This window comes from Sphingobacterium paramultivorum (assembly GCF_014109745.1).
Lineage (GTDB): Bacteria > Bacteroidota > Bacteroidia > Sphingobacteriales > Sphingobacteriaceae > Sphingobacterium > Sphingobacterium paramultivorum.
On sequence record NZ_CP058555.1, the window covers coordinates 2792124 to 2815569 of the forward strand.

The 23446-nt window shown below is 41.4% G+C and carries 17 protein-coding genes; 8 read left to right on the forward strand and 9 right to left on the reverse strand.

All coding sequences use genetic code 11. From position 1 onward, the window contains the following. Positions 1 to 19 precede the first annotated feature (19 nt). The 3 genes from HS960_RS12035 (at position 20) to bglX (ending at position 5353) form a co-directional block, all read left to right on the forward strand. Positions 20 to 1450 carry a RagB/SusD family nutrient uptake outer membrane protein gene (locus tag HS960_RS12035; protein WP_159728851.1) on the forward strand — a complete coding sequence of 477 codons (1431 nt, stop codon included), beginning with the start codon at positions 20 to 22 and terminating at the stop codon, positions 1448 to 1450. A 76-nt stretch (positions 1451 to 1526) separates the two neighbouring features. Then, a complete protein-coding gene (locus HS960_RS12040; RefSeq protein ID WP_159728853.1) occupies positions 1527 to 2912 on the forward strand; it encodes a glucoamylase family protein in 1386 nt (461 codons plus the stop codon). 164 nt (positions 2913 to 3076) lie between these two features. After that, positions 3077 to 5353, forward strand: a complete 2277-nt coding sequence (gene bglX / locus HS960_RS12045; protein ID WP_182332790.1) for a beta-glucosidase BglX — start codon at positions 3077 to 3079, stop codon at positions 5351 to 5353. Positions 5354 to 5438: 85 nt separating this feature from the next. On the opposite strand, the gene HS960_RS12050 is transcribed toward bglX, so the two are convergent. The 4 genes from HS960_RS12050 to HS960_RS12065 all read right to left on the reverse strand — a co-directional run bounded on the left by HS960_RS12050 (position 5439) and on the right by HS960_RS12065 (position 13012). Then, positions 5439 to 6773 carry a sulfatase-like hydrolase/transferase gene (locus HS960_RS12050; protein WP_228280306.1) on the reverse strand — a complete coding sequence of 445 codons (1335 nt, stop codon included), beginning with the start codon at positions 6771 to 6773 and terminating at the stop codon, positions 5439 to 5441. A gap of 73 nt (positions 6774 to 6846) precedes the next feature. Beyond that, positions 6847 to 8457, reverse strand: coding sequence for a RagB/SusD family nutrient uptake outer membrane protein (locus HS960_RS12055; RefSeq protein WP_200845599.1), 1611 nt, complete (start codon positions 8455 to 8457; stop codon positions 6847 to 6849). A 34-nt stretch (positions 8458 to 8491) separates the two neighbouring features. Further along, positions 8492 to 11587, reverse strand: a complete 3096-nt coding sequence (locus HS960_RS12060; RefSeq protein ID WP_159728859.1) for a SusC/RagA family TonB-linked outer membrane protein — start codon at positions 11585 to 11587, stop codon at positions 8492 to 8494. Positions 11588 to 12025: 438 nt separating this feature from the next. Further along, positions 12026 to 13012, reverse strand: coding sequence for a hypothetical protein (locus tag HS960_RS12065; RefSeq protein ID WP_182332794.1), 987 nt, complete (start codon positions 13010 to 13012; stop codon positions 12026 to 12028). A 226-nt stretch (positions 13013 to 13238) separates the two neighbouring features. Between HS960_RS12065 and HS960_RS12070 the strand changes: the two genes are divergently transcribed. Together HS960_RS12070 and cydB are read left to right on the forward strand one after the other, a co-directional pair. Then, positions 13239 to 14576 carry a cytochrome ubiquinol oxidase subunit I gene (locus HS960_RS12070; protein ID WP_182332796.1) on the forward strand — a complete coding sequence of 446 codons (1338 nt, stop codon included), beginning with the start codon at positions 13239 to 13241 and terminating at the stop codon, positions 14574 to 14576. Positions 14577 to 14582: 6 nt separating this feature from the next. Continuing rightward, a complete protein-coding gene (cydB, locus tag HS960_RS12075; RefSeq protein WP_159728864.1) occupies positions 14583 to 15659 on the forward strand; it encodes a cytochrome d ubiquinol oxidase subunit II in 1077 nt (358 codons plus the stop codon). Between the two features lie 9 nt (positions 15660 to 15668). Here the strand turns inward: cydB and HS960_RS12080 are convergent, their stop codons facing one another. The 5 genes from HS960_RS12080 to HS960_RS12100 form a co-directional block, all read right to left on the reverse strand. Further along, a complete protein-coding gene (locus HS960_RS12080) occupies positions 15669 to 16295 on the reverse strand; it encodes a LuxR C-terminal-related transcriptional regulator (RefSeq protein WP_182332798.1) in 627 nt (208 codons plus the stop codon). A gap of 12 nt (positions 16296 to 16307) precedes the next feature. Beyond that, a complete protein-coding gene (locus HS960_RS12085; RefSeq protein ID WP_159728869.1) occupies positions 16308 to 18275 on the reverse strand; it encodes a sensor histidine kinase in 1968 nt (655 codons plus the stop codon). A gap of 354 nt (positions 18276 to 18629) precedes the next feature. Then, positions 18630 to 19184 (reverse strand): NADPH-dependent FMN reductase, encoded by a 555-nt coding sequence (locus tag HS960_RS12090; protein WP_159728871.1) that lies wholly within the window; start codon positions 19182 to 19184, stop codon positions 18630 to 18632. Further along, positions 19184 to 19681 (reverse strand): DUF2480 family protein, encoded by a 498-nt coding sequence (locus HS960_RS12095; RefSeq protein ID WP_159728873.1) that lies wholly within the window; start codon positions 19679 to 19681, stop codon positions 19184 to 19186. The genes HS960_RS12090 and HS960_RS12095 overlap by 1 nt, the downstream gene beginning before the upstream one ends. A 1-nt stretch (position 19682) precedes the next feature. Further along, positions 19683 to 20309: a superoxide dismutase gene (locus HS960_RS12100; RefSeq protein WP_159728875.1), complete on the reverse strand. Its 627-nt coding sequence runs from the start codon at positions 20307 to 20309 to the stop codon at positions 19683 to 19685. Between the two features lie 187 nt (positions 20310 to 20496). Between HS960_RS12100 and HS960_RS12105 the strand changes: the two genes are divergently transcribed. From HS960_RS12105 to fabF, 3 genes are all read left to right on the forward strand, one after another. Then, the gene (locus HS960_RS12105; protein WP_159728877.1) at positions 20497 to 21123 is read left to right on the forward strand and encodes a helix-turn-helix transcriptional regulator; all 627 of its coding nucleotides are present in this window, start codon (positions 20497 to 20499) and stop codon (positions 21121 to 21123) included. 84 nt (positions 21124 to 21207) lie between these two features. After that, positions 21208 to 21801, forward strand: a complete 594-nt coding sequence (locus tag HS960_RS12110) for a TetR/AcrR family transcriptional regulator (RefSeq protein WP_075991866.1) — start codon at positions 21208 to 21210, stop codon at positions 21799 to 21801. Positions 21802 to 21862: 61 nt separating this feature from the next. After that, on the forward strand, positions 21863 to 23101 hold the full coding sequence (fabF, locus tag HS960_RS12115) for a beta-ketoacyl-ACP synthase II (RefSeq protein WP_159728879.1): 1239 nt from the start codon (positions 21863 to 21865) through the stop codon (positions 23099 to 23101). Positions 23102 to 23446: the final 345 nt, after the last annotated feature.

Below are 23446 nucleotides of genomic sequence, written 5' to 3' on the forward strand. Positions count from 1 at the left end.
CACCTTAGTTTTGAAGACAATGAAAATTAACAAACTTTATATAGCAATTCTTCTTAGTGGGGGCATTGCATTGCAAGGCTGTAAAGACAACAACTTCTTAGATGTACCTTCTAAAGAATATGTTGAAGCCGAAGACAGTGAAGAAATCTACACACCCGAGCAATTTGTCAATGGTGTATATGGAATGTTTACTGATTGGGATTATTCTTTCTCTTACATCGGTATCACGGACATGATTTCCGATAATGCGGATAAAGGTAGCTCAGCTACAGATGCCGGTGGTGATAAACTAAGTTTAGACGAGTTGACTTACACTTCAACAACAGGTTCCTTTCTTTCCATGTGGACACGTTGGTATAAATCTATTGGGCGGGCTACGCAAGCTATTGCATACACAGAAAAATTTGGATTGACAGACGAAGCTTATAAAAACAGATTGATTGCCGAAGCCCGTTTTCTACGTGCATTGAACTACTTCTATCTTGTGCGTGGATGGGGCGATGTTCCTATTCAAGAACGTGATTTAATAAAAAGAGAACCCGCAGCTGAAGTTTACGCTTATATTGAAGCTGATTTACAATTTGCTATCGACAATCTTCCACTCAAATCTGCTTATGCTGCAAAAGATTTAGGTAGAGCAACCAAAGGTGCTGCACAAGGATTAATGTCAAAAGTCTATTTGTATCAAAGCAAATGGCAACAAGCTGCTGATATGGCGAAAACTGTCATCACATCTGGAGGATACAGTCTCGAACCGGATTACGCAACAATTTGGCGTTTAGCGGGGGAAAATGGCCCCGAATCATTATTTGAATTTCAAGCAAGGGGTACCTCTATCGCACATGGTATCCAACAATATAGTCAAGTACAGGCACCTCGTGGAGGAGCGGTCAACTTAGGCTGGGGTTTTAATATCCCAAGTCAAAACTTATTGGATGCCTTCAATGCCGAAAAAGACAATATCCGTCGCGATGCAACGATTATTTTCAGGGGTGAAACCCTGTACGATGGCCGTCTTATTGACAATGGTGTAGAAAATCCCATGTACAATGAAAAAGCGTATTCGTCTGCAAATGGAGGAGCTGCAGATGGTGATAAGAACGTACGTTACCTCCGTCTGGGTGAAATTTATCTTATCCTGGCCGAAGCTGCTAATGAGGCTGGCAATAGCAACGAAGCGCTGAATGCATTGAATATGGTACGGACACGCGTAAAATTAGCCAATGTAACGACAACCGACCAAGCACAGCTCCGTCAGTTGATCTGGAAAGAAAGACGCCTTGAATTAGCTTTTGAGCACGACCGTTGGTTTGATTTAATTCGTACAAAACAGGGAAAAACTGCCATGGCAGCCAATGGAAAAACGTTCCAGGATAAAATGATGCTTTTTCCAATTCCGGAGAATCAACGTATCCAAACGCCAGAAATGCCTCAAAATACCGGTTGGTAATCATTTATACAAAATAACTCCGTTCAAACGACCTATGGTCGTTTGAACATTTTTTCAAGAATTAAACAACATATCCATGAGAAAACGAATAGCATATCCAGCACTTAGCGGTATAGCTTTGGCGCTTATTCTCAGCAGTTCATGCCAAAACGCTACTAATAGCAGTCCAGACAGTCCCTCAAAGATTGATTCAACCGATGGAAGCAAAATCAATGAAGATTCGCTATTAACAACTATTCAGCAACATACATTTCAATATTTTTGGGAAGGTGCCGAACCTACTTCCGGTCTCGCCAGGGAACGCATCCATATGGATGGTGTTTATCCGCAAAATGATCGCAATGTCGTGACCATAGGTGGTAGTGGCTTCGGGCTCATGGGTATGATTGTCGCCATGGAACGTGGGTTTATCAGTCAGGAACAAGGTGTTCAAAAGCTGGATCACATCATGGATTATCTAGGCAAAATCGAACGGTTTAAAGGAGCCTGGGCACATTGGTACGATGGAGAACTGGGTACAGCGAAACCCTTCAGTGAAAAAGATAATGGCGGCGACATTGTTGAAACTGCATTCTTAGCCCAAGGCCTAATCGCCATTCGGGAATATCTAAAAGATAAAGGTGATTCCGCCCATTTGGTTTCTCAAAAGGCAGATAAACTATGGAAAGAAATCAATTGGAATCATTACACAAATGGACAAAATGTTATTTATTGGCATTGGAGTCCAAAATTTAACTTCCAGCAAAATCATCCCGTCAGAGGATACGACGAATGTCTTATTACCTATATTTTAGCAGCCTCCTCTCCTACTTACCCTATTGCCCCCCAAGTGTATCATGAGGGCTGGGCAAGATCTGGGGCCATTAAAAGTTCCGCTAAAAAATACGATATTCCGCTCGTGCTGAAGCACAATGCCAAAGAAGGTGAAGTGGGCCCGCTATTCTGGGAACATTACTCCTATTTAGGATTGAGTCCCAAAGGATTAAAAGACCAATATGCAGATTATTGGGAAGCGACAAGCAACCATGCCAAGATAAATTTGGCCTATGCAGATCTGAACCCAAAAGGTTATAAAGGTTATGGTTCGGATAAAGGCTGGGGCTGGACGGCCAGCTATTCCATCAACGGCTACGATGCACATCACCCAGACAACGACCCTGGCGTGATCTCGCCGACAGCAGCTTTGTCATCCATGCCTTACACCCCACATGAAAGCATTCAGTTTGCACAATACCTAGACAAACAACTCGGCAATAAAGTCTGGGGTAAATATGGCTACTATGATGCCTACAGTGAAACGGCAAATTGGTATCCACAACGTTATCTAGCCATCGATCAGGGGCCTATTATTGTCATGATCGAAAACTATAGAACAGGTAAAATCTGGGAGCTATTTATGCAGGCCCCAGAAATTCAACAAGGGCTAAAGAAACTCGGTTTTACAAGTCCTTATTTAAAATAGTGGTCTGTGGAATCATTTTCAATCCGTCACACGTTGAGAATGGTTCCTTCCACGAAAACAACAGGACATCCCATCAAAGAGGTTCAAGAGTCATCTTGAGCGCTTTATATAAACTTACCATGTAGCGAGGGAAGCAAAATCCATGCGCACAAAAAAATAATACGATGAAAAAAGTAGTAAGTACTTTCCTTCTTGCATTGCTCGCCTGGCATACAAGTCCAGCGCAATCCAATCAGAAAATGGACACGTTCATTGATCAGCTTATGGCTAAGATGACTGTCGACGAAAAGATTGGTCAACTTAACTTGGTAACCGGTGGTGAAGCGACAACTGGAACCACAGTATCCACCGGTGTAGAAGCGAAAATTAAAAATGGTCAAATCGGTGGGATTTTCAGCATGAGTACACCTGCGAAAATCCGCAAAACACAGGAAATAGCGATCAAGCAATCCCGGTTAAAAATACCCATCATTTTTGGGATGGATGTTATTCACGGGTATCGTACGGTGTTCCCAATTCCTTTAGGTCTTGCCGCTACCTGGGACATGAACTTGATTCAACAATCTGCACGTATAGCAGCCGAAGAAGCGACCGCCGATGGAATTAATTGGGCATTTTCGCCCATGGTAGATATCTCGCGCGATCCACGCTGGGGCCGTATTTCCGAAGGTGCAGGTGAAGATACCTATCTAAGCTCTCGGGTTGCCGAAGCCATCGTCCATGGCTTCCAAGGGGATAACCTGGCAGCACACAACACCATGATAGCCTGTGTCAAACATTTCGCCTTATATGGTGCCGCTGAAGGTGGCCGTGACTACAACAGCACCGATATGAGCCTCCATCGCATGTACAATGAATATTTACCACCTTACAAAGCGGCTTTAGATGCTGGAGCGGGAAGTATTATGACTTCTTTTAACGATATCAATGGAGTCCCTGCCTCGGCAAACAAATGGTTAATGACTGATGTCTTACGCAAGCAATGGGGCTTTAAAGGATTGGTCGTAACCGATTACACTGCTGTAAACGAATTAACGGCACACGGTCTTGGTGATCTCCAGCAGGTCTCTGCTTTAAGCCTGAATGCTGGCGTTGATATGGATATGGTCGGTGAAGGATTTCTGACGACGCTAAAAAAATCTTTGGATGCTGGAAGAGTCAAAATTGCGGATATTGACAGGGCTTGCCGTTTTGTTTTGGAAGCCAAGTATAAATTAGGCTTATTTGACGACCCTTATCGCTATTGTGACGAAAAACGTGCAAAAACTGTGATCGGATCGGCTGCCAATCATGCCAAAGCCAGAGAAATTGCAGCAAAGTCATTTGTTTTGTTGAAAAACGAAAACCAAGTGCTTCCATTAAAAAAAACAGGAACAGTTGCTGTCATTGGCCCATTAGCCAATTCAGGTCCAAATATGCCCGGAACCTGGAGTGTCAGTGCTGAATTGGACAAAACAGCCTCTTTAGTGGAGGGAATGAAGGTCGTGTTAGGCAATAAAGTAAATATACTTACCCATCTCGGAAGTAATCTGTTGGAGGATCCGATTTACCAAAACCACGCAACCATGTTCGGCCGCACCATAGCACGCGATTCCCGAAAAGAAGAAGAGATCATTGCAGATGCCCTGAAAGTTGCCCAACAATCCGAAGTCGTTGTGGCCGCACTTGGTGAAGCGTCTGAAATGTCAGGTGAAAGCTCCAGTCGCTCAGAACTGGATATTCCGAAAAATCAACAAAATCTGTTAAAAGCACTATTAGCAACAGGAAAACCAGTTGTACTGGTATTGTTTACAGGTAGGCCGCTAACGCTCACCTGGGAAGACGCTCACGTGCCCGCGATATTAAACGTTTGGTTTGGTGGAACGGAAACAGGAAAAGCAGTAGCCGATGTTTTATTTGGGGACGTCGTTCCTTCAGGTAAGATTACGGCCACCTTCCCACGCAATGTTGGTCAGATTCCGATCTATTATGCACACAAAAATACCGGCAGGCCTTATGGAAACTCGGGCGATTTTGAAAAATTCAAATCTAATTATCTCGATGTAAGCAATTCCCCACTCTACCCTTTCGGTTATGGACTAAGTTATACAACTTTCACCTATGGTGACATCCGTCTTGACCGCAACACAATCGATGAAAAAGGTACTATTCAAGCAAGTGTCGACATCAGTAATACCGGAAATTATGATGCGGAAGAAACGGTGCAACTCTATATCCAGGACTTAGTTGGCTCTGTTACTCGTCCCGTAAAAGAATTAAAAGGGTTTCAAAAAATATTCCTCAAAAAAGGAGAACAAAAAACCGTAAACTTTAATATCAAAGTAGACGATCTTAAATTTTTCGACAACAACCTCAATTATGTTGCTGAACCAGGGAATTTCAAAGTCTATATTGGTCCGAACAGTCGCGATGTAAAAGAAAAAGAATTTGAATTGCTTTAAATCTATTGCATCCGTATAAAAAAACAAGGCGGCCCTTATTTCCTAAGGGCCGCCTTGTTTTTTTGTTAACCATTGTTAGTTCTACCTATTTCATATTCCCATCAAAGCTTTCAAACAATACGCGCAATTCCGCCGCTTTTTCTGGATAATCCTTTAAAATATTTGTTCTTTCACTCGGATCCCAGGCAATGTTATGTAATTCTTCAATAGCATCATAGGGTTTGCCCGAAATCTGATTGACTCCGCCTGCTACCCGCCGATACTTCCAGTCGCCTGACCGAACAGCCTCAACATGTCCATAATTCACCAAAAATATCGGTCTATGTGCTGTTTTTAAATCTTCCGATTTACCATTCAACAAAGAATCGATAGCTTGGCCATCAATGGATTTCTTCGGTAATGATGCACCAGTCCATTTGGCGATAGTAGGCAACACATCCAAGTTGCTAATTGCCTGCCGAATAACTTTTCCTTCTTGCGCATAGCCTTTGCCATAAACAATGAAAGGTACGCGGACACCACCTTCTGTTGTTTCGGCTTTCGAACCTTTGAAGACTCCAGCAGTACCCACATGCCAATTTTTTGTGGCATGATCGTCAGACATCCGCGATGGATAGGATATCCAGGGACCATTGTCACTTGAAAAAATCAAAATGGTATTATCGGCGAGGCCTTTTCGCTCAACCGCTTTCCAGAGCTCCGAAAAATTATGATCCAACTCCTGCATCACCGCACCAAGTGGGCCTGCATTTTGCTGATCTGCAAATCGGTTCTTTTTGTTGGCAAATGCCAAAGGAAGATGCGGGAAATTATGCGCATAGTATAAAAAGAATGGATGATCTTTATCTTGGTCTTCTATAAACTTCACCGTTTCTTTGTGATAAAGTGCGCTCAGGTCCGAATCATCGGGCGCAACGACTTCGGGTTTCCGATTCCTAAAGATCTTAATGACAGAGTCTGTTTTTACATAAGGATCGCGATAATCATGGCTATACAGCATGCCATAAAAAGAATCGAAGCCTTGTTGATTAGGATGATGGTAAGTCTGTTTATCCCCTAAATGCCACTTCCCAATTAACGCAGTTCTATAGCCTACCTTTTTTAATAATTCGGCAATCGTTTCCTCGTCATCAGGCAAGCCTAAATTGGAGCCTGGACCGATCGGCGCGGGAAGATTATAACGGGAAGCATATCTTCCGGTTAATAAAGAAGCTCTCGACGGTGTACACGAGGGCGTAGAAACCATAAAGTTTGTTGCTCTCACGCCTTTACTGGCGATCGAGTCCAAAAAAGGCGTTGAGATATTCGGACTTCCATAACAACCAATGTCGCTATAACCAAGATCATCGGTCAGAATCAAGATAATATTAGGCTTTTTTTGCTGGGCATTGGCAAAAGCCACCAGTAAAAATAAAGCCATAGAGGTCATAAGTTTAGTGTATCGCATCATATTTGTATGAGTTAATTGGAATCGTGTCACAAGATAACAATTTTTACCAATTTGGATTCTGTTTTAGATTCGGATTGAGGTTAATTTCCCGTTGTGGGATGGGCCAGAGATAATGCTTTTTCGCATCAAAAACACGGCTTTCGGAGGCTGCTTCAACGACAACTGCCTCTCCGTTATTATTTTGATACGTGATGCCATACACTTTACCAGGAACAACCTTTTCAGCAGTTTTCCATCGTCTTATATCCGCGAGATGCAATCCCTCAAATGCCAGTTCCACTGTACGCTCGCGACGAACCAACTGGCGAAGTTGTTCCTGATTTACTTGATTACTTATTATTGGAAGTTTTACATCTGTTCGTGAATTTCTAATTTGGTTAATGGCATCGTAAACACTGCCATCAATTTCGCCGAGCTCAATCTTTGCTTCCGCATAGGTCAATAATATCTCAGCATAACGCAATAGCATGATATTCAATCCACTTTTTGAGGGGTTTGCCAAATCTTTTTTATCGATATACTTCTTTATATTGAAACCTGTTGTGGAAGCAATATAAGTACTCCCCACAGCATCAGCAGTCCCACTATTGGGTGCCGGATGAAAAATAGCTCCATTGGGAAGCGGATCGCCATCCAAAAAAATTGAAAAAGCAAGCCGCGGGTCGCGATTTTTATTGGGATTTTTGGGATCATAACCACTATTGGCATCCGTAATTACCAACCCACTGGAAGTCTCGTAACTATCTGTCAAGGCTTTGGTAGGCACATAGGTACTCTGCCCATTTTGCTGGCTATAGGGGGCTAAGAGGTTAAAAACACTTTGCGTGTATATATTTTCCAGAAATTGCTTATCCAACAGCACCTCTTTGTTATTTTCAGCCGCATACGTAAACAGATTTGCATACAGGGGGTAAAGCTCAAATCGTTTGCTATCGATAATCGTTTTTGCGGCTTTTGCTGCTGCTGCAAATCGTCCTGCATATAAATCTGACCGTGCTTTCAGGCCCAATGCGGCCCAACGAGTTATGCGCCCGATATCGTTACTGGAATAGCTTTCAGGCAAACTTGCCGCAGCCAGTTCCAATTCGGTGTCAATAAAATTGTAAATTTCTTTAAGGTCAGCGCGTTGTACCGCCCTTCCCTCTTCCAAGGTCAGCGGGGCTTTTACCAAAGGTACCCCGCCAAATAAATAGGCCAATTTGATATATTGATAGGCTCTTAACACACGAGCTTCGCCGATAAATCTGGCGATTAGTGCTTCATCCCGGCTGCCCTCGATTTTACCAACATTCGCCAAAAAGTAATTGGCCGCACCGATTCCTTTATAGGCACTACTCCAGGTATTGTACAATCGGGAGCTTGAAGCGTCATAAGTACCAAGCTCGATATACGCATCCACAGCGAAAGGCTGATTGACATGCGCTATGTCCGTCAATGCATCTGAAAAGAAGATTTCCGCTCCATCAAGATCATTGTAGAGCGCATTTACAGCAAGCTCCGCATCGGCTTGGCTCTTCCAAAATATATTTTCTGACAGACGATCAGTTGGTACGGCATCCAACAGATTCTTATCACAGCCCATCAGCATAAGCGAAAACAGTCCGAAACTGAAAATCCAGTTTCCTTTTTGATATAGATATTTGTAAAAATTCATGAGTTTTCAATTAAATAGTATAGTAACAATCACACTACAGGGTCAAATTAACTCCCAGTGTATAAAGTCCAGTTTGCGGATAATATACTGCTCGACCAGATTCCGCTTCGGGATCCAAATTCCATTCGTTCAATTTTGAAATTGTCCATAAATTTGTCGCGGATAGGTATACCCGTAGTTTGTTGATTGCTGTCTTTCCGATTGCATTTAGGGGTATTGTATACCCAACCTGTATATTTTTCAAACGCAGATAAGAACCATTGACCACTAAACGGTCCGACGTTGCGACATTGCGCAAATCATATTTGACCACACGCGGAAAGCGTGCATCGGTATGTGTCGGTGTCCAATAATTGCCTGTAAATATTTCATGTGTAAACCCTTCCTGATTTCCCATCTCCGCCAAAGCACCTGACAATCGCGTATCGACTTTCGCCGCCCCTTGAAAAAGGAGATCAAGATCAAAATTTTTAAAACTGAAACTCCCATTAATTCCGAAGGTATATTTGGGAAAGGAGTTTCCGATGGCGGCCATGTCATTTGCATTGATTATACCGTCGCCATTCAAATCCACATATTTCACATCTCCGGGCTTCGTATTGGTGGCATACGTAGCACCATAAGCTTTAATTTCCTCCGCAGACTGAAAGATACCGTCTGTCTTATATCCCCAAAGGGCATTGATAGGGAGTCCTTTGGCAATGATATACCTTGGGTCAATATCCGACCCTGCGATATAGGGTCCTGTACCTTTTAGATCTGTTACTTCATTATGGTTGATACTAAAATTTGCATTCAGCTGGTACGCAAAAGCCCCAGGAGCATTGGGTCTTCGCTGATAATTTGCACTGAATTCCCAGCCGCGATTCAGTACCGTTCCAGCATTTTGGGGCGAAGGTTTTAATCCCAAAACGGCGGGAATATCCAGATTCAGTAAAATATCGTCGGTAACCTTGTTATAATAATCCAAGGTAAACGTCAAGCGATTGTTTAGGAAAGCGGCATCCAAACCCAAGTCATACTGTGTCGTAGACTCCCAACCCAATTGCTGATTGGCATAACTGTCCAGCCGATAACCCTGTACAGATTTACCCCCAAAATCATATCCTGCTGCAATTAAGGCCGAATAATAACTATACAAGTCGACAGATTGGTTTCCCGTCTTTCCCCAGGAAGCACGCAACTTGAATTCGTTGAACCAACTTCCTATGGGTTTCCAAAACTCTTCCTTGGATAGTAGCCATCCTGCTGATGCCGAAGGGAAAAAACCGTATTGTTTGTCTCCCGTAAAACGGGATGAACCATCATAGCGACCGTTCACTTCAAGCAGGTACTTGCCTTTCCAATCGTAGTTTACCCGACCAAAAAAAGAGCGCAAGCCATATTGCACATCATAGCCGCTATTATTCTTTGTAGCGTCGTCAGCCCCCTGTCCAATAGAGGTAATGTCATTGTTGTAGAATCGTTCGCGATAGGCGGTAAGATAATTTTGGTAATTGTGAATCTGTGAATACCCAGCTAATGCCTTGATATGATTTGGCCCAGTCGTCAACTGATAGGTCAACAGGTTGTTCCATGTATACTCGCTGCTATTATCACGAATTTCGGTTAACGAATTGATCGGAAAGCTCTTTACTATCCCCGTATTTCGGTCTTTATTGTCAAAAGCGTTCAAAAAGGTTTTGCTGTTATTGAAATTTACCCTAACACCAAATTGGGAGGTAAACAACAAATTTTTCGCTAATTGAATGTCCGTTTTAACATTGGAGCTTAGGTAGTTTTCATTTACCTTTTTAAAACCACTTTTTTCAATCAACATTAAAGGATTATTTCCTTGTGTACTTAATCCGTAGGTACCATCATCATATTTAGGCACCACCCACATCGAGCCATGGAGAAAGTTATTGATCGGATCACGTCCGGGCTCGGCGGCTTTGCTATATCGGTAGTTTATACTTCCCGTAAAATTAAGCCAAGAGGTTGCTTTGTAATCGTTATTTAGCCGGATATCCGCCAATTCAGCACCATAATGCTCAATAATACCATCCTGCTTGTTATAACGAACCGCCAATCTAGAGCGCAGGATCTCATTTCCACCAGCGAATGACAAGGCATGGTCTTGTTGAGGAGCTGTTTTCAACAGCGTGTCAAACCATGTATTCGGTAAAGGATATTTTTCACGATCAGTTGCCGTTTGGTAAGCCGTAATGGATTCGTCGCTAAATCGCGCTGGCACCGCCAATCCCGCATTACGGTAGGCGTCCTGTTGCAATTGGAGGTAGGATACGGCATCCATTTGCTTGGGCTTATTAATTGATTTCTGCAAAGCGTAATAGCCATTATAATCAATCACAACATGTCCAGATTTTGCACTTTTGGTGGTTACAATAATTACGCCGTTGGTCGCGCGTGATCCATATATCGCCGTGGAAGCCGCATCCTTCAGGACTGAAATTGAGGCGATATCATTGGGGTTTAACTTGGACCAGGGTTGTTCGATTCCATCCACGATGACCAAAGCATTATTCTTGCTGAGATCATATCCACTGGTGCTGCTCGAATTGGTATTAAATGTAGTCAGTCCTCTGATTCGAATATTGGCAGCTGATTGTCCTGGTTTTCCACCAAGGTCCTGCACAGTTACCCCCGGCAATAGGCCCTGTAAAGCTTGCTGGGTATTAGAAACCGGTCTTTTCGTCAGTTTATCGCCATCAATACTGGCGATTGAATTGGTCAACGAGATTTTTTTCTGTGTTCCATAGCCAACAACGACCACCTCATCAAGGTCCTGGGTAACTGGATCCAATTCAATTTTCGTGGGAGATTCGGAAACTAACACGGTCTTTTTCTTATAACCAATGCGCGAGAGTGTAATGGAAAAGGGTAATTTCTGTCCCGTTACAATTTGAAAAAAACCTTTTTGATCTGTTGTAACAACGTGAGTTACAGCTTCAAGTTGAATGGTTACGCCTTCAAGAGGTTGTTTAAGCTGGCTATCATATACATATCCCGATAAGGATGCGTTGATAATTGGTCTAACATCTGTTTGCGCGTATACCTGGTGCCCAACGCCAGATAATAGTAAACATAGCGACAAGGTAGAATACCGGAGTACCCTAAGATTTTTCATAGATAAAGTGTTAATGGTGAATACGAACAAGTGCCAACGCCAATCGAAAACTTGTTTTTATTTTGAAGACATGGGGGGAAGCGAGCGCTTCCCCTGCTGTCAGTTTGAGAAAAGATAAGGGAAATTATCCTATATGGCACATTCGCATCTTTCTTACATAAGGGGATTTAGCCTTCAAAGACTTTGCAGTAATACTTACGAAAAATGTGCTTTTACTAATATTGATATGTTCCATAATAATGTGTTAATTCGCCACGCTGAAAGTAATGCATGTTTTCAACCGCGACCTGTTATCTTCTCACAAATATAGAAGTAATTTTAATATAATCTACCAATTCTATAGATTTTATTAAAAGAAATAAATAGGATATGCAGCGAGGCTATAAATGCGAGCTGGTAGGCTTAAAAGATTATCGATTAGGGATAAGCAAGAAGCTTCTATTGTAGTGTTTTTAGATAGGTTTTAATCAGTATTATTCCTTCCTCATGAAGTACAGTAGTTCCCTTTTGAGGCATATGCATCTCTCCCAATGTAGACATCCGTCCAATAATCTTAGCTTGTTTCAACCAAATCCCAGTTTCATTCAACGGGCTTTCATACCTCAGATCCAGCATGGTCATATAAGCGGTTCCTTTAGGGTTGTGACAATGGGCGCAATTGATCTCCAGGTAAGCTCGGGCACGATTTGCAGTCGATTGACCAATATCTTCATAACTAGCTAAACTATTGGAAACTTTCAACGATTTCAGATCGAGCGCTTCCATCTGGGTCAACCGGACTAGTTGCTGGATGCTGTCACGATCGTGAACGATTATCCGGTTTAGATTTCTGATCTTCGGACCTATCGGGAGCAGATGATTTCCTTGTCGATGGCATGACATACAATCCTTTCGTGAAGGAATAATATAATTTGTTTGTCGCTCGACACCTTTGTTGTCCAAAAATGAGACATGCACGGAAGCACTGTCCATCAACAGAAAAGCTTCATCTTGGGTCGCATTCCATTGATAGGTAGCTGCGTTCCACTGTCCGTCTTTATGAATCAAAAGCCGCGTTTCAAGCAGCCGTTGTCTCGAATCGCCTACCGCATCTCTCGGGGGATAAAAAAAAGTTTTGGCAATGATGGTACCGTCGGGAAAACTGGGCAAACCATCGTCTGACGCGATCATTTTTCCTCCCTTAGGAAGAAAGATGACACGCTTTTTATCGGTATAGTCTGTAAATAAGGCTGAAGCTAATTCATAAGAAACACCTTGGTCATTTGGAACGAGATCAGCAATTTTGCCCTTGAATAAATTGTAATCAGATAATTTATCCCGAAACACAATATTATCTTTAGCGACTGTTCCCCGCCCTGTATTATTCAGTATAATAAAAAGTATGGGGATCAATAAAACACCCATCAAAATTAGCACTTTTTTCATTTCCCTAATGCTCTTCTACCCTTCCGTCATTATCTTAAATTCGGACGAAGATAAGATAAAAAAGAGATTACAGCGGTGGATGCCTTGTGTTGAGTTTCAGATTTTACACTTAAGACAGAAAACAATAAAAAACCAGTTATTTTATCAAAAAATAAAACAGTTTCATGGATATATACGCAAATAAAATGGCTATATTTAACTGTCTTTTAACCAAAACTTCGGCTACATGGAAGATATGATTCTCTATAATCGACTTCAGTTCGCATTTACAATTACATTCCATTATTTATTCCCTCAATTGACCATGGGTTTATCCTTAATGATCGTCTATTTCAAATGGAAATTTCTGCAAACAAAAAATGAAGACTACAACCATGCTTCCAAGTTTTGGATGAAAATCTTTGCGCTAAATTTCACCATGGGCGTTGTAACAGGCATTCCCATGGAATTTCAGTTTGGTACCAACTGGGCCAAATTTTCTGAACTTACCGGTGGTATTATCGGACAGACCTTAGCCATGGAAGGTATGTTTTCCTTTTTCCTGGAATCTTCATTTCTAGGGATGTTTCTTTTTGGAGAAAAGTTGCTGGGGCATAAGCTCCATTTTTTATCCGGACTCATGGTCTTTATTGGATCTTGGGCCAGTGGTTTCCTGATTATCGCCACGCATTCCTGGATGCAGCATCCTGTTGGGTATGAGATTCTTGAAAACGGCAAATTTGTACTGAACAATTTTAGTGCATTATTCAGTAATCCATGGTTATGGCCATCTTATCTACATAATCAAGCCGCTTCATTGGTGACCAGCTCGTTTTTCGTTGCTTCTATTGGAGCATTCTATCTGTTAAGTGACAAGCATAGTAAGTTTGGAAAGATATTCGTTAAAAGCGGCGTTATTTTTGGCGCTATTTCCTCCGTTATGCTGGCGTTTCCTACAGGAGACCTTGCAGCCAAAAACGTAGTCAAATATCAGCCCGCAGCCTTTGCTGGCATGGAGGGAATTTTCAAAACTGAGAAAGGCGGATCAGAGATTATTCTGATCGGTCAACCGGACATGGAAAACAAAAAACTGGACAATAAAATAGCCGTACCGAATGTATTGAGCTTCCTTACCTACCAGCGTTGGGATGCAGAAATTAAAGGATTAAATGAATTTGACCAGTCCTTACATCCAACCAACGTGCCCGGACTGTATTACAGTTATCACATCATGGTAGGTCTGGGTACCACATTCATTGGCATTATGGTCCTTGGAGCCCTACTGCTTTGGCGGAAAAGGTTGTATCAAACGAAATGGTTGTTGTGGATCATTATGTTTATGATTCCTTTCCCCTACATCGCGAATACTGCAGGCTGGTATACGGCGGAACTGGGACGACAACCTTGGCTAGTTTATAATCTCATGCGCATGGTAGACGGTGTATCCCCTACCGTATCTTCTGGAAATACATTATTTACCTTTCTCGGCTTCGTCGGTTTATACATTCTTTTGGGTTTGTTATTTCTGATGTTAGTCTTGAAGATCATTAGAAAAGGTCCTGAAACGACAGTTGCATTAACCTAATTAGCTATGGAAATATTCTGGTTTATCGTATTAACTTTCATGCTGGGAATTTATATCGTACTCGATGGGTACGATTTTGGGGCGGGAATTGTCCATCTATTCTTTGCTAAAACCGAACAGGAGAAAAAAGCTGTTACTAACGCGATTGGGCCGTTTTGGGATGCCAATGAAGTCTGGCTCATCGCTTCCGGCGGTGTCCTATTCTTTGCTTTCCCAACACTTTATGCCTCCTCTTTCAGTGGATTTTACTTGCCGCTCATGCTTGTATTATGGCTGCTTATTTTTAGAGCGATAAGTCTTGAACTCAGAGGTCAGGTTCACCATCGACTTTGGGAGGCTTTATGGGATAAAGCTTTCGGTCTAGCAAGCCTGTTGCTGGCACTTTTCTTTGGCGCTGCCCTAGGCAATGTCGTTCGCGGAGTAAACCTAGGTATGGTAGAAAATGGTGTATCGACCCAAGAGCCACATTATTTCTTTTTAGCACTTTGGAATCCGACATTTGACCCACTAGCCCAACATCAAGGCATTATAGACTGGTTCACCATCATATTAGGTTTAGTTGCCGTCGTTACATTAACAATCCACGGTGCAGGCTGGGTCATTCTGAAAACATCCAGCACACTAAATACTAGATTAAAGAATATTGTTTTTAAACTCAACTTTGTCTTGCTTATTCTCGTCATACTATCGGCCTATGTATGGCATTATGTGAAACCCATCTCCTTAAACAATCTTCAAAATCATTATTGGCTGTGGATATTCCCTTTGATTGCAGCCGTTGGATTACTTGGGCAATTTTGGATCAAGACCTTTAAGAAAGATGGTATTGGCTTCCTATTTTCATCCCTGTTTATACTGGGGAGCTTTGCCACCACCGTTGCTTCCATGTTCCCTATATTATTACCTTCAACGAATGACATAAATCCTTCCTTGACTGTTCAAAATGCCGCAGCGCACGAATATGGCCTTTCAGTAGGTTTAGGCTGGTTTATATTTGCAGCAATTCTGGTGGTTGCTTATTTTATTATCCAATTTAGGGTCTTCAAAGGTAAGCTTGATGACGTCGGTTACGGTGAACACTAAGAGCGGTCTCTATTCGAATCCCAACAACTTATGTTTCATCGCAAGCTGTACAAGTTCAATCATATTTTTAACTTTAAATTTAGTCAGGAGATTGCGCCGATGCGTTTCCACAGTAACTGGACTTAAAAATAACTGCTCGGCAATCTGGTTGGTGGTAAGTCCATTGGAGATCAAAGTCAAAATCTCTTTTTCACGCTGTGTAAGCCTGGGTAGATTGCCGATCGTAGAAATTGCACCACGATAAAGTTCGTTTGCCCGATCACAAATTGCTTCTTTGCCGTCCAGCCCGAGCTGTACACAGCCCAAGAATTCATCGTTGGTAACATCCTTTAAGATATAGCCATTTCCACCAGCCTGCATAAACTGAAAAATAAGGTTACCATCGGCCAAATTGCTCAATGCAACAATAGGAATCATAGGAAACAGTTTCCTCACCTGAGTACAGACATCTACTCCATTTGTCTGCAACAGTTGCATATCCATAAGTATGAGATCCGCTTTCGTGACCTTTAAAAATTCAATTAACGCAATCTCTTCCAAAAAGGGATATACGAGATACCCATCCTGATTATTAAGAAAAGAGGCAACACCTTCCAACAATAAAGGATGATCGTCTAACACTGCAATTATCTTCATGACTCAGCCTATTTAAACAGTTACACCAATTTCGATTTGAGTTCCGGATCCAAGCTTACTCTGAATATCAATTGATCCATTGATCCATTTAACCCTATTGACCATATTATTTAAACCCAATCCATAATTTAACACAGCGGAATCAAAGCCTTTGCCATTATCCTCAACGAGGATATGCAGTACTTCGTCCGATTTACTTACCTGAACGATAATTGCATCTGCGTTTGCATACTTTAATGCATTTGAAATAGCCTCTTGAACAATTCGATATATGGCCAATCCTTTTTGAAAATCCACATTCAATTCAGGTTCATAGTTTTCAAATTGGATCGAAACATGACTATTTTTCATTGTTATACACAATTGCTCCAATGCTGCTATTAATCCAAACTGACGCAACGATTCGGGCATTAGATTATGGGATATCCGTCTTACTTCGCCTAAGATGTCGTTCAACTTCTGCGGCACTTCATCAGTCAAGAGTGTACCACTTGCTACATCGCCGGCAATCTTAAATTTTAGACCTGTTAACATACCTCCTATGCTATCATGCAGATCTTGGGCTATACGCTGACGCTCCTGCTGCTCCCCCTTGAGCATAGATTCCGAAATTTGCAGCTGTTTTTCCTTTTCCAATTTGTCCAACACGATTTCGTGGTTGAGCTGAATCTGTGTATTGAGATTCCGTTGTTTTCGATAGAAAAAAGCAACAAAAAGCACAATACAAAAAAGCAAAACGGCAATACCCAAAACGAGAAAAATCCGAAATTGGTTACGGTCCTTTTCTGCGCGTAGATTCAAAATTTCTTTTTCTTTTTCAACGGTCTTATATTTCGTCTCCATCTCATTCATTTTTTCCAGCAATTGGACCTTCTGAATACTATCGGATAGTTTATTTGCCATATTGGACATCTTCAGCGCATCCTGATAATTACCCATCAGCTCATTCACACCCGCCAGTTGACTGTACACAATTTTACTGTTGTAGAGATCTCGCGTTAATAATCCATTTTTCACGATTTCCTCCAACTGCAGTTTAGCATCAGCATACTTTTTCTGCAAGAGATACACATTAAACTTTCTGAACCGCATCATCTGAAATAATTTCCAATTGTTCATTTTCACCGCCCAATCCAAACCGATATCCAACAGGCGAAGGGCTTCATCAGTTTGTTGCTTTGTGGTAAAATAAAGCGCTTCATTGTAATAGTAGTTGGGTAATTGAGAAGAATTCGGGTAATCGTTCAGGAGCTGTTTGACTTTGTCCAACAGTACTCTTGCTTCTTTGGATTTCACCTGATAACAATAATTACTGACTGTATTGAGATAAGCCACCACAAGTGCAGCACTCGGCGGTTGCTGCTCGAGCTGTTTTATGGCCAATTGATGGTATTCATCAGCTTTTGCAAGCTGATTGGACGACATAAACGTCATGCCGATCATCGTATTTATACTACCTTCCATGATGGGATCATGTGCTTTCGCATAAGGCAGACACTTCCCGTTAAGGATATCCAGAAAATCAGCAAATCCTTTTTTAGGAAATCGAATTAAGCCCAGATTATACCAAGCTTTGGCCAAAAGCCCCTGCTGAAAAGGCTTTTGTGCATTTCCAAGGAGGTCTACACATCGTTGCGCTTCAACTCCTGCATTTTTACTATCCAGAAATTGCCCATAATAAAAGCTTTTGTAAAGTGCCCCCATCGCCTGTAAGCTCCGGAACGGTTTGGCTAACCGCTCCCCCTGTTGCATATGATCCCAAAATTTGGTTGTATCTCTAAATCTATAGTAATCTGCCAAATAGAAATGCTGCATTGCTTTCACACTGTCCTCCGAACTCGACAGCAATAATTTTTCCGCGTCAGATCGATATTTATTTTCATCCAATGGCAAAAAACTCTGTGCAGCTACAGCATGTACAGTAAAGTATACTATAAAAAAGGCAATTATCTTCGTTAACTCTCTCAACTGAAACATCATTAATCCAATATCTTAATCATTTAAACAATTAAACTAAATGGGGCCTTTTCAGCCAATGGTTTCATAATATGTAATAAGAAAGTCTTATGGTGGTTAAAGACTTCTCTCTACCTCTAAATTTGCCGTCGATGAGGCTTCTTCAAAGTCGACAATAGAAAATATAGATCGGAAAACCGCGTAATCAAATGGCGGGTCCAAAAAACAAAGATATATCTCCGCGATGAATTGCTAAAGATATTCTTCTACTTTTTTGAAATTAATTTTCCATATAGGGTTTGGCTAATCTATTTAAATATAGGCTAAAACATCTCTCGTTGATAAAAAAGCCTCTCGAATTACCGAGAGGCCTTTTTATCAACGAGATTCACTACTCTTTTTCGTAGCTATATCGATCATCAAGTCCAGCTTACACTGGTAAGCCGAAGACAGCACATTTGGATTGTCGGACTCAAAAAGCGCAGATTTCATGATGGGCACACTAAAGGGCAATGTCCAGGCGCGGAGCGACTTCGCGATAGCATCCATTGCATTAATGCCCTGTAGTGCATGCACACCATCGGCCCAACAAACCAGTCCGATATGTTTATCCGTCAGGTAAGCCGGTTTATTTTTAGCGCTGACTTCAAGCCAATCCAAACAGTTTTTCATGACACCGGGAATACTTCCATGATAAAGTGGAGACAACCAAAAATGTATATCTGCCTCAAGAAATAAATTATTCATAATCTTGACAGCATTGGGCACCCGATTGAGGCTCAAATCAAATAAGGGTATTCCGCTATCAGCCAAATTAAAAATAGTACTTTCAACGCCCTTTTGGTTCAGTTGGTCGGAAAAATAGTGTGACAATTTTCCCGATGTAGATTCTTGCCTTCTTTCCAAGGCGCCATTGAATATTAATGCTTTCATTATACTTTCCCTTTTTTAAAAATAACTTTTGGCATACCAACCTCACCATACATCAACGTCTGGACAATAGGAATCAAACGTTCTGTCGCTAACATATAAAGTGACGCCGGAATATTAGGACGGGCCCGTATGACAACTTTTTGCTGCTGAAAATGCGACAAATCCATCGCTTGTAAAGCCTGCATCCATAGGTCTATTTCTAAATCCTCCATCGCCTTAAAATCGTAATACGCTGCAACAGGATGAAGTTTTTCCGCCAGGGCCATATAGACCCAAGGCGGGATAATTGCGTCCACAGAACAGCTAATGGCAACCGTCTTATTTCGAAAAGCAGACCAGTCTACCGCCGCCAAAGCTTCTCTGAATTCTTTTTCTTTAACGATTGCTTCCTGATACAACAATGTTTTGATGTCAAAACTTAGGATAGCAAGATCGGTTTTAAAATCAATTAGATCTAAAGCCAATATACCCGTGTTTTCAACTTTATTTATAAACATATCAAACCAAGCCTACAATCACAGCATCGTATTTTTGTTCAACAACAGACCAATCCAAAAGCGACCAAAATGCATCCAAATAATCGGCTCTTTTATTTTGATATTTCAAATAATACGCATGCTCCCAAACATCGACTCCCAAAATAGGGAAACCTCTGCCGATCGATTGTGTATCCATCAACGGATTATCCTGATTGGGAGTAGCTACGATATCTAAAGCGCCAGAATGTTTTACATAGAGCCAAGACCAGCCCGAACCAAATTGCCCAAGACCCGCATTTTTGATCTTGGCTTTGAGCTCTTCCAAAGAACCAAAAGCAGCGTTTATTTCATCGGCTAACTTCCCTGTGGGTACCGTTTTTGGATTGGGCGATAAAATTTCCCAAAATAGCGTATGGTTAAAGTGACCGCCGCCGTTATTGCGGACTGCTGGGCTATATTTACTTACGCTTGTTAATATATCCAATAGATCATCAGCTTCGCTTGCTGTTCCTTCCAATGCCTTATTTAGATTGTCAACATAAGCTTGATGATGCTTTTGATGATGAATCGTCATGGTCTCGCGATCAAAATATGGTTCAAGCGCCGAATAGGCATATTGTAACTGGGGTAATTGAAATTTGTACATAGTTTTATTGTTTTTATGATAAGTCAAAACTAGAGAATCAATCTTAATAAAACAACTAAATAGTTGTTTTATTAAAGTCATAAAACTAAATAAAAAAGAATATACCTGCGTTTGAACCACATTTTAGAACAAAAAATAAAAATACTATCTTTGCTGATAGTCTATAAAACAACTTTTTTATTGTCAAATGCAGAAGAATCCAGCTGATCGAATATTAATGTTATTAAAAATGCGCCGAGAAGCCACTGCTGCTTTGATTGCAACCGAGTTGGCTATAACAAAAGAAGGGGCCCGTAAACATTTATTGAACCTCGCGAATCAAAACCTGATCGTCTCCAATGCCAGGAGCGAAGGTATAGGCCGCCCCTCGACTTATTACAGTCTGTCACCACAGGGCATGGCAAGATTTCCAGATAGTCACGCCGACATTACAGTACAATTGTTGCAGTCGATTAAACAAGTTCTTGGCGAGAATGCTTTGGATCTACTTATCAGTGATCGGGAGTCTAAAGTATATCAAAAATATACTGACGCATTATCGGACATTGAATCCATCGAAAAAAAACTTGAAGTTATAGCCACAAAAAGAACGGAGGAAGGCTATATGGCAGAATGGAAAAAAGAGGCTGACGATTATCTTCTCATTGAAAATCATTGTCCCATATGTGCAGCAGCAACCGAATGTCAGGGATTTTGCCGTTCAGAACTGAATAATTTTCAGCAACTCATCGGTCCGGCATATCGTATCTGCAGAACAGAATACATCATCGAAAATGCCCCCCGCTGTACCTATCGTATTTCAAAGGCGAAATAAAACCAATTTCTAACGCATTCCTGCACAAATTATTAATATACCAAAAAGTATTTTTTATATTTGCATTAAAAGAACAGGAGTAACATGTCAAAAGCAGAACAGACACGACAATATATCATTGAAAAGACTGCGCCCATCTTTAATAAAAAAGGCTACTTTGCAACTTCACTCTCGGACATTACGACAGCGACAGGTTTAACAAAAGGAAGTATCTACGGTAATTTCAAGGACAAGGATGACCTAGCTACCCATGTCTATACCTATCAGAGTAGAAAAATTTCAGAAGCTGTTAATCAGCAGATTATACAGCAAAAAACATCGCTAAAGAAGCTTTTGTCTTTTCTAGATTTCTACAAGGACAATTTCAAAAATATCGCAGCTTCAGGAGGTTGTCCCATGATGAATGCGGCCGTGGAGGCCGATGATTCGCTATCTTTTTTAACCCCCAAAGTCAGACGTTCCTTTGACCTTTGGAGACAGCGGTTAATTCTAATTCTTGAAGAAGGAGTTGCCAGCGGTGAATTTAAACAGCATATTTCTGCTGAAAATTATGCCATCACCTTTATGGCGATGGTCGAAGGCGGAATCTTGCTTTCCAAGATTTCCGGCCGAGGAAAAGATCTTGCCATTGTATTGGATAAAATGAAGGAAATGGTGGATCGGGAGATTAAGGCTTAATTTTCTTACAAAAACAAATACCATTTGGTATATTTACAGGTTTATATTAAAATAAAAAGAGATGAAAAGAGTTGTAATAACTGGCATGGGAACAATTAACCCGCTGGGAGAAAACATAGATATATTCTGGGATAACATTTTGCGGGGCGAAAACCACACAACGCTCATTAGCCGTTTTGATGCTTCGTTGTTTCGAACACAGATTGCAAGTGAAATTAAACACTTTCAACCTGAAAAATATTTAGATAGAAATGAGATTAAACGGAGTGATCTCTTTACGCAATATGCTTTATACAGTGCAGCGCAGGCAATGGAAGATTCGGGACTAGATCTCGATGCCATGGATCCATTTGATATCGGTGTCATCTGGGGTGTTGGTCAGGGTGGAATGGAAACTTTCGAAAAAGAAGTAGAAGGATATGTGACAGGAGATTATAAACCACGATTCAGCCCTTTCTTTGTTCCTAGACTTATCGTCAATATGGCTTCAGGCATGATTTCAATGAAGTATGGCTTAAAAGGAATCAATTACACTACCGTATCGGCTTGCGCCACATCCAATACGGCCTTTATGGACGCTTTTAATTACATTAGGCTCGGCAAAGCCAAAGTCTTTATAAGCGGCGGTTCCGAAGCCCCCATTACCCCCGCTTCCGTTGGCGGTTTTTCTGCCATGAAAGCCATGTCAAGCCGGCATGATAGCCCACAGACTGCAAGCAGACCCTTTGATCGGGATCGTGATGGTTTTGTCATGGGTGAGGGAGCCGGAGCTCTCATCTTGGAAGAATACGAACATGCCAAGCAAAGAGGTGCAAAAATTTACGCAGAGCTTGTCGGAGCTTCGATGACCGCAGATGCTTATCATATGACCTCTCCCCATCCCGAAGGGATAGCGGCAGCAAAAGCCATGTCTCTGGCTTTGGAGGAGGCTAAAATTAATACCAGTGAGCTCGACTATTTAAATCTCCACGCGACTTCAACGCCAGTTGGAGATATTGCCGAACTTAAAGCCGTACAACGTGCCTTTGGAAACCAAAATAATCTATGGGTCAGTTCCACCAAATCAATGACAGGACATTTACTTGGGGCAGCCGGCGCTATCGAAGCAATCATTGCCATAAAATCCATCAATAATAATGTAATTCCGGCAACAATTAATATCGAAAATATCGATCCCGATATTCCCGAGGGAATTCATATTGTGATCAATCAGCCCCTAGAAAAAACTGTTCAGACTGCGATGAGCAATGCTTTTGGTTTCGGCGGGCACAATTCGAGCATCGTTTTCAAAAAGATTTAATTTTTTTTGAAATAATTCTTGACAAAGTGTAATAAACACACTATCTTTGTTGTATCATAATTTAGGTTTATAATTGGTTATTTAAGGTTTTCATTCTCCCCGTTTGAAAACCTTTTTTTTGCTTCCTTATTCCAATTGACGGAAACCTACATACCAATCCACTTATTCAATTTATCAGCATCCAAATCAGTTCCGGCACTTACGGAAACATCGCTTCTATTGATTCATTCCCATCCTACGCCCAATTGATCGTTCCAACGAGCTATTATTCAATTCGTTATTTTTAGGTGTAGTATACGTTGTGCAAAAGAAGTATTTGACCTTATGTTCGAGGCAGTGCTAATT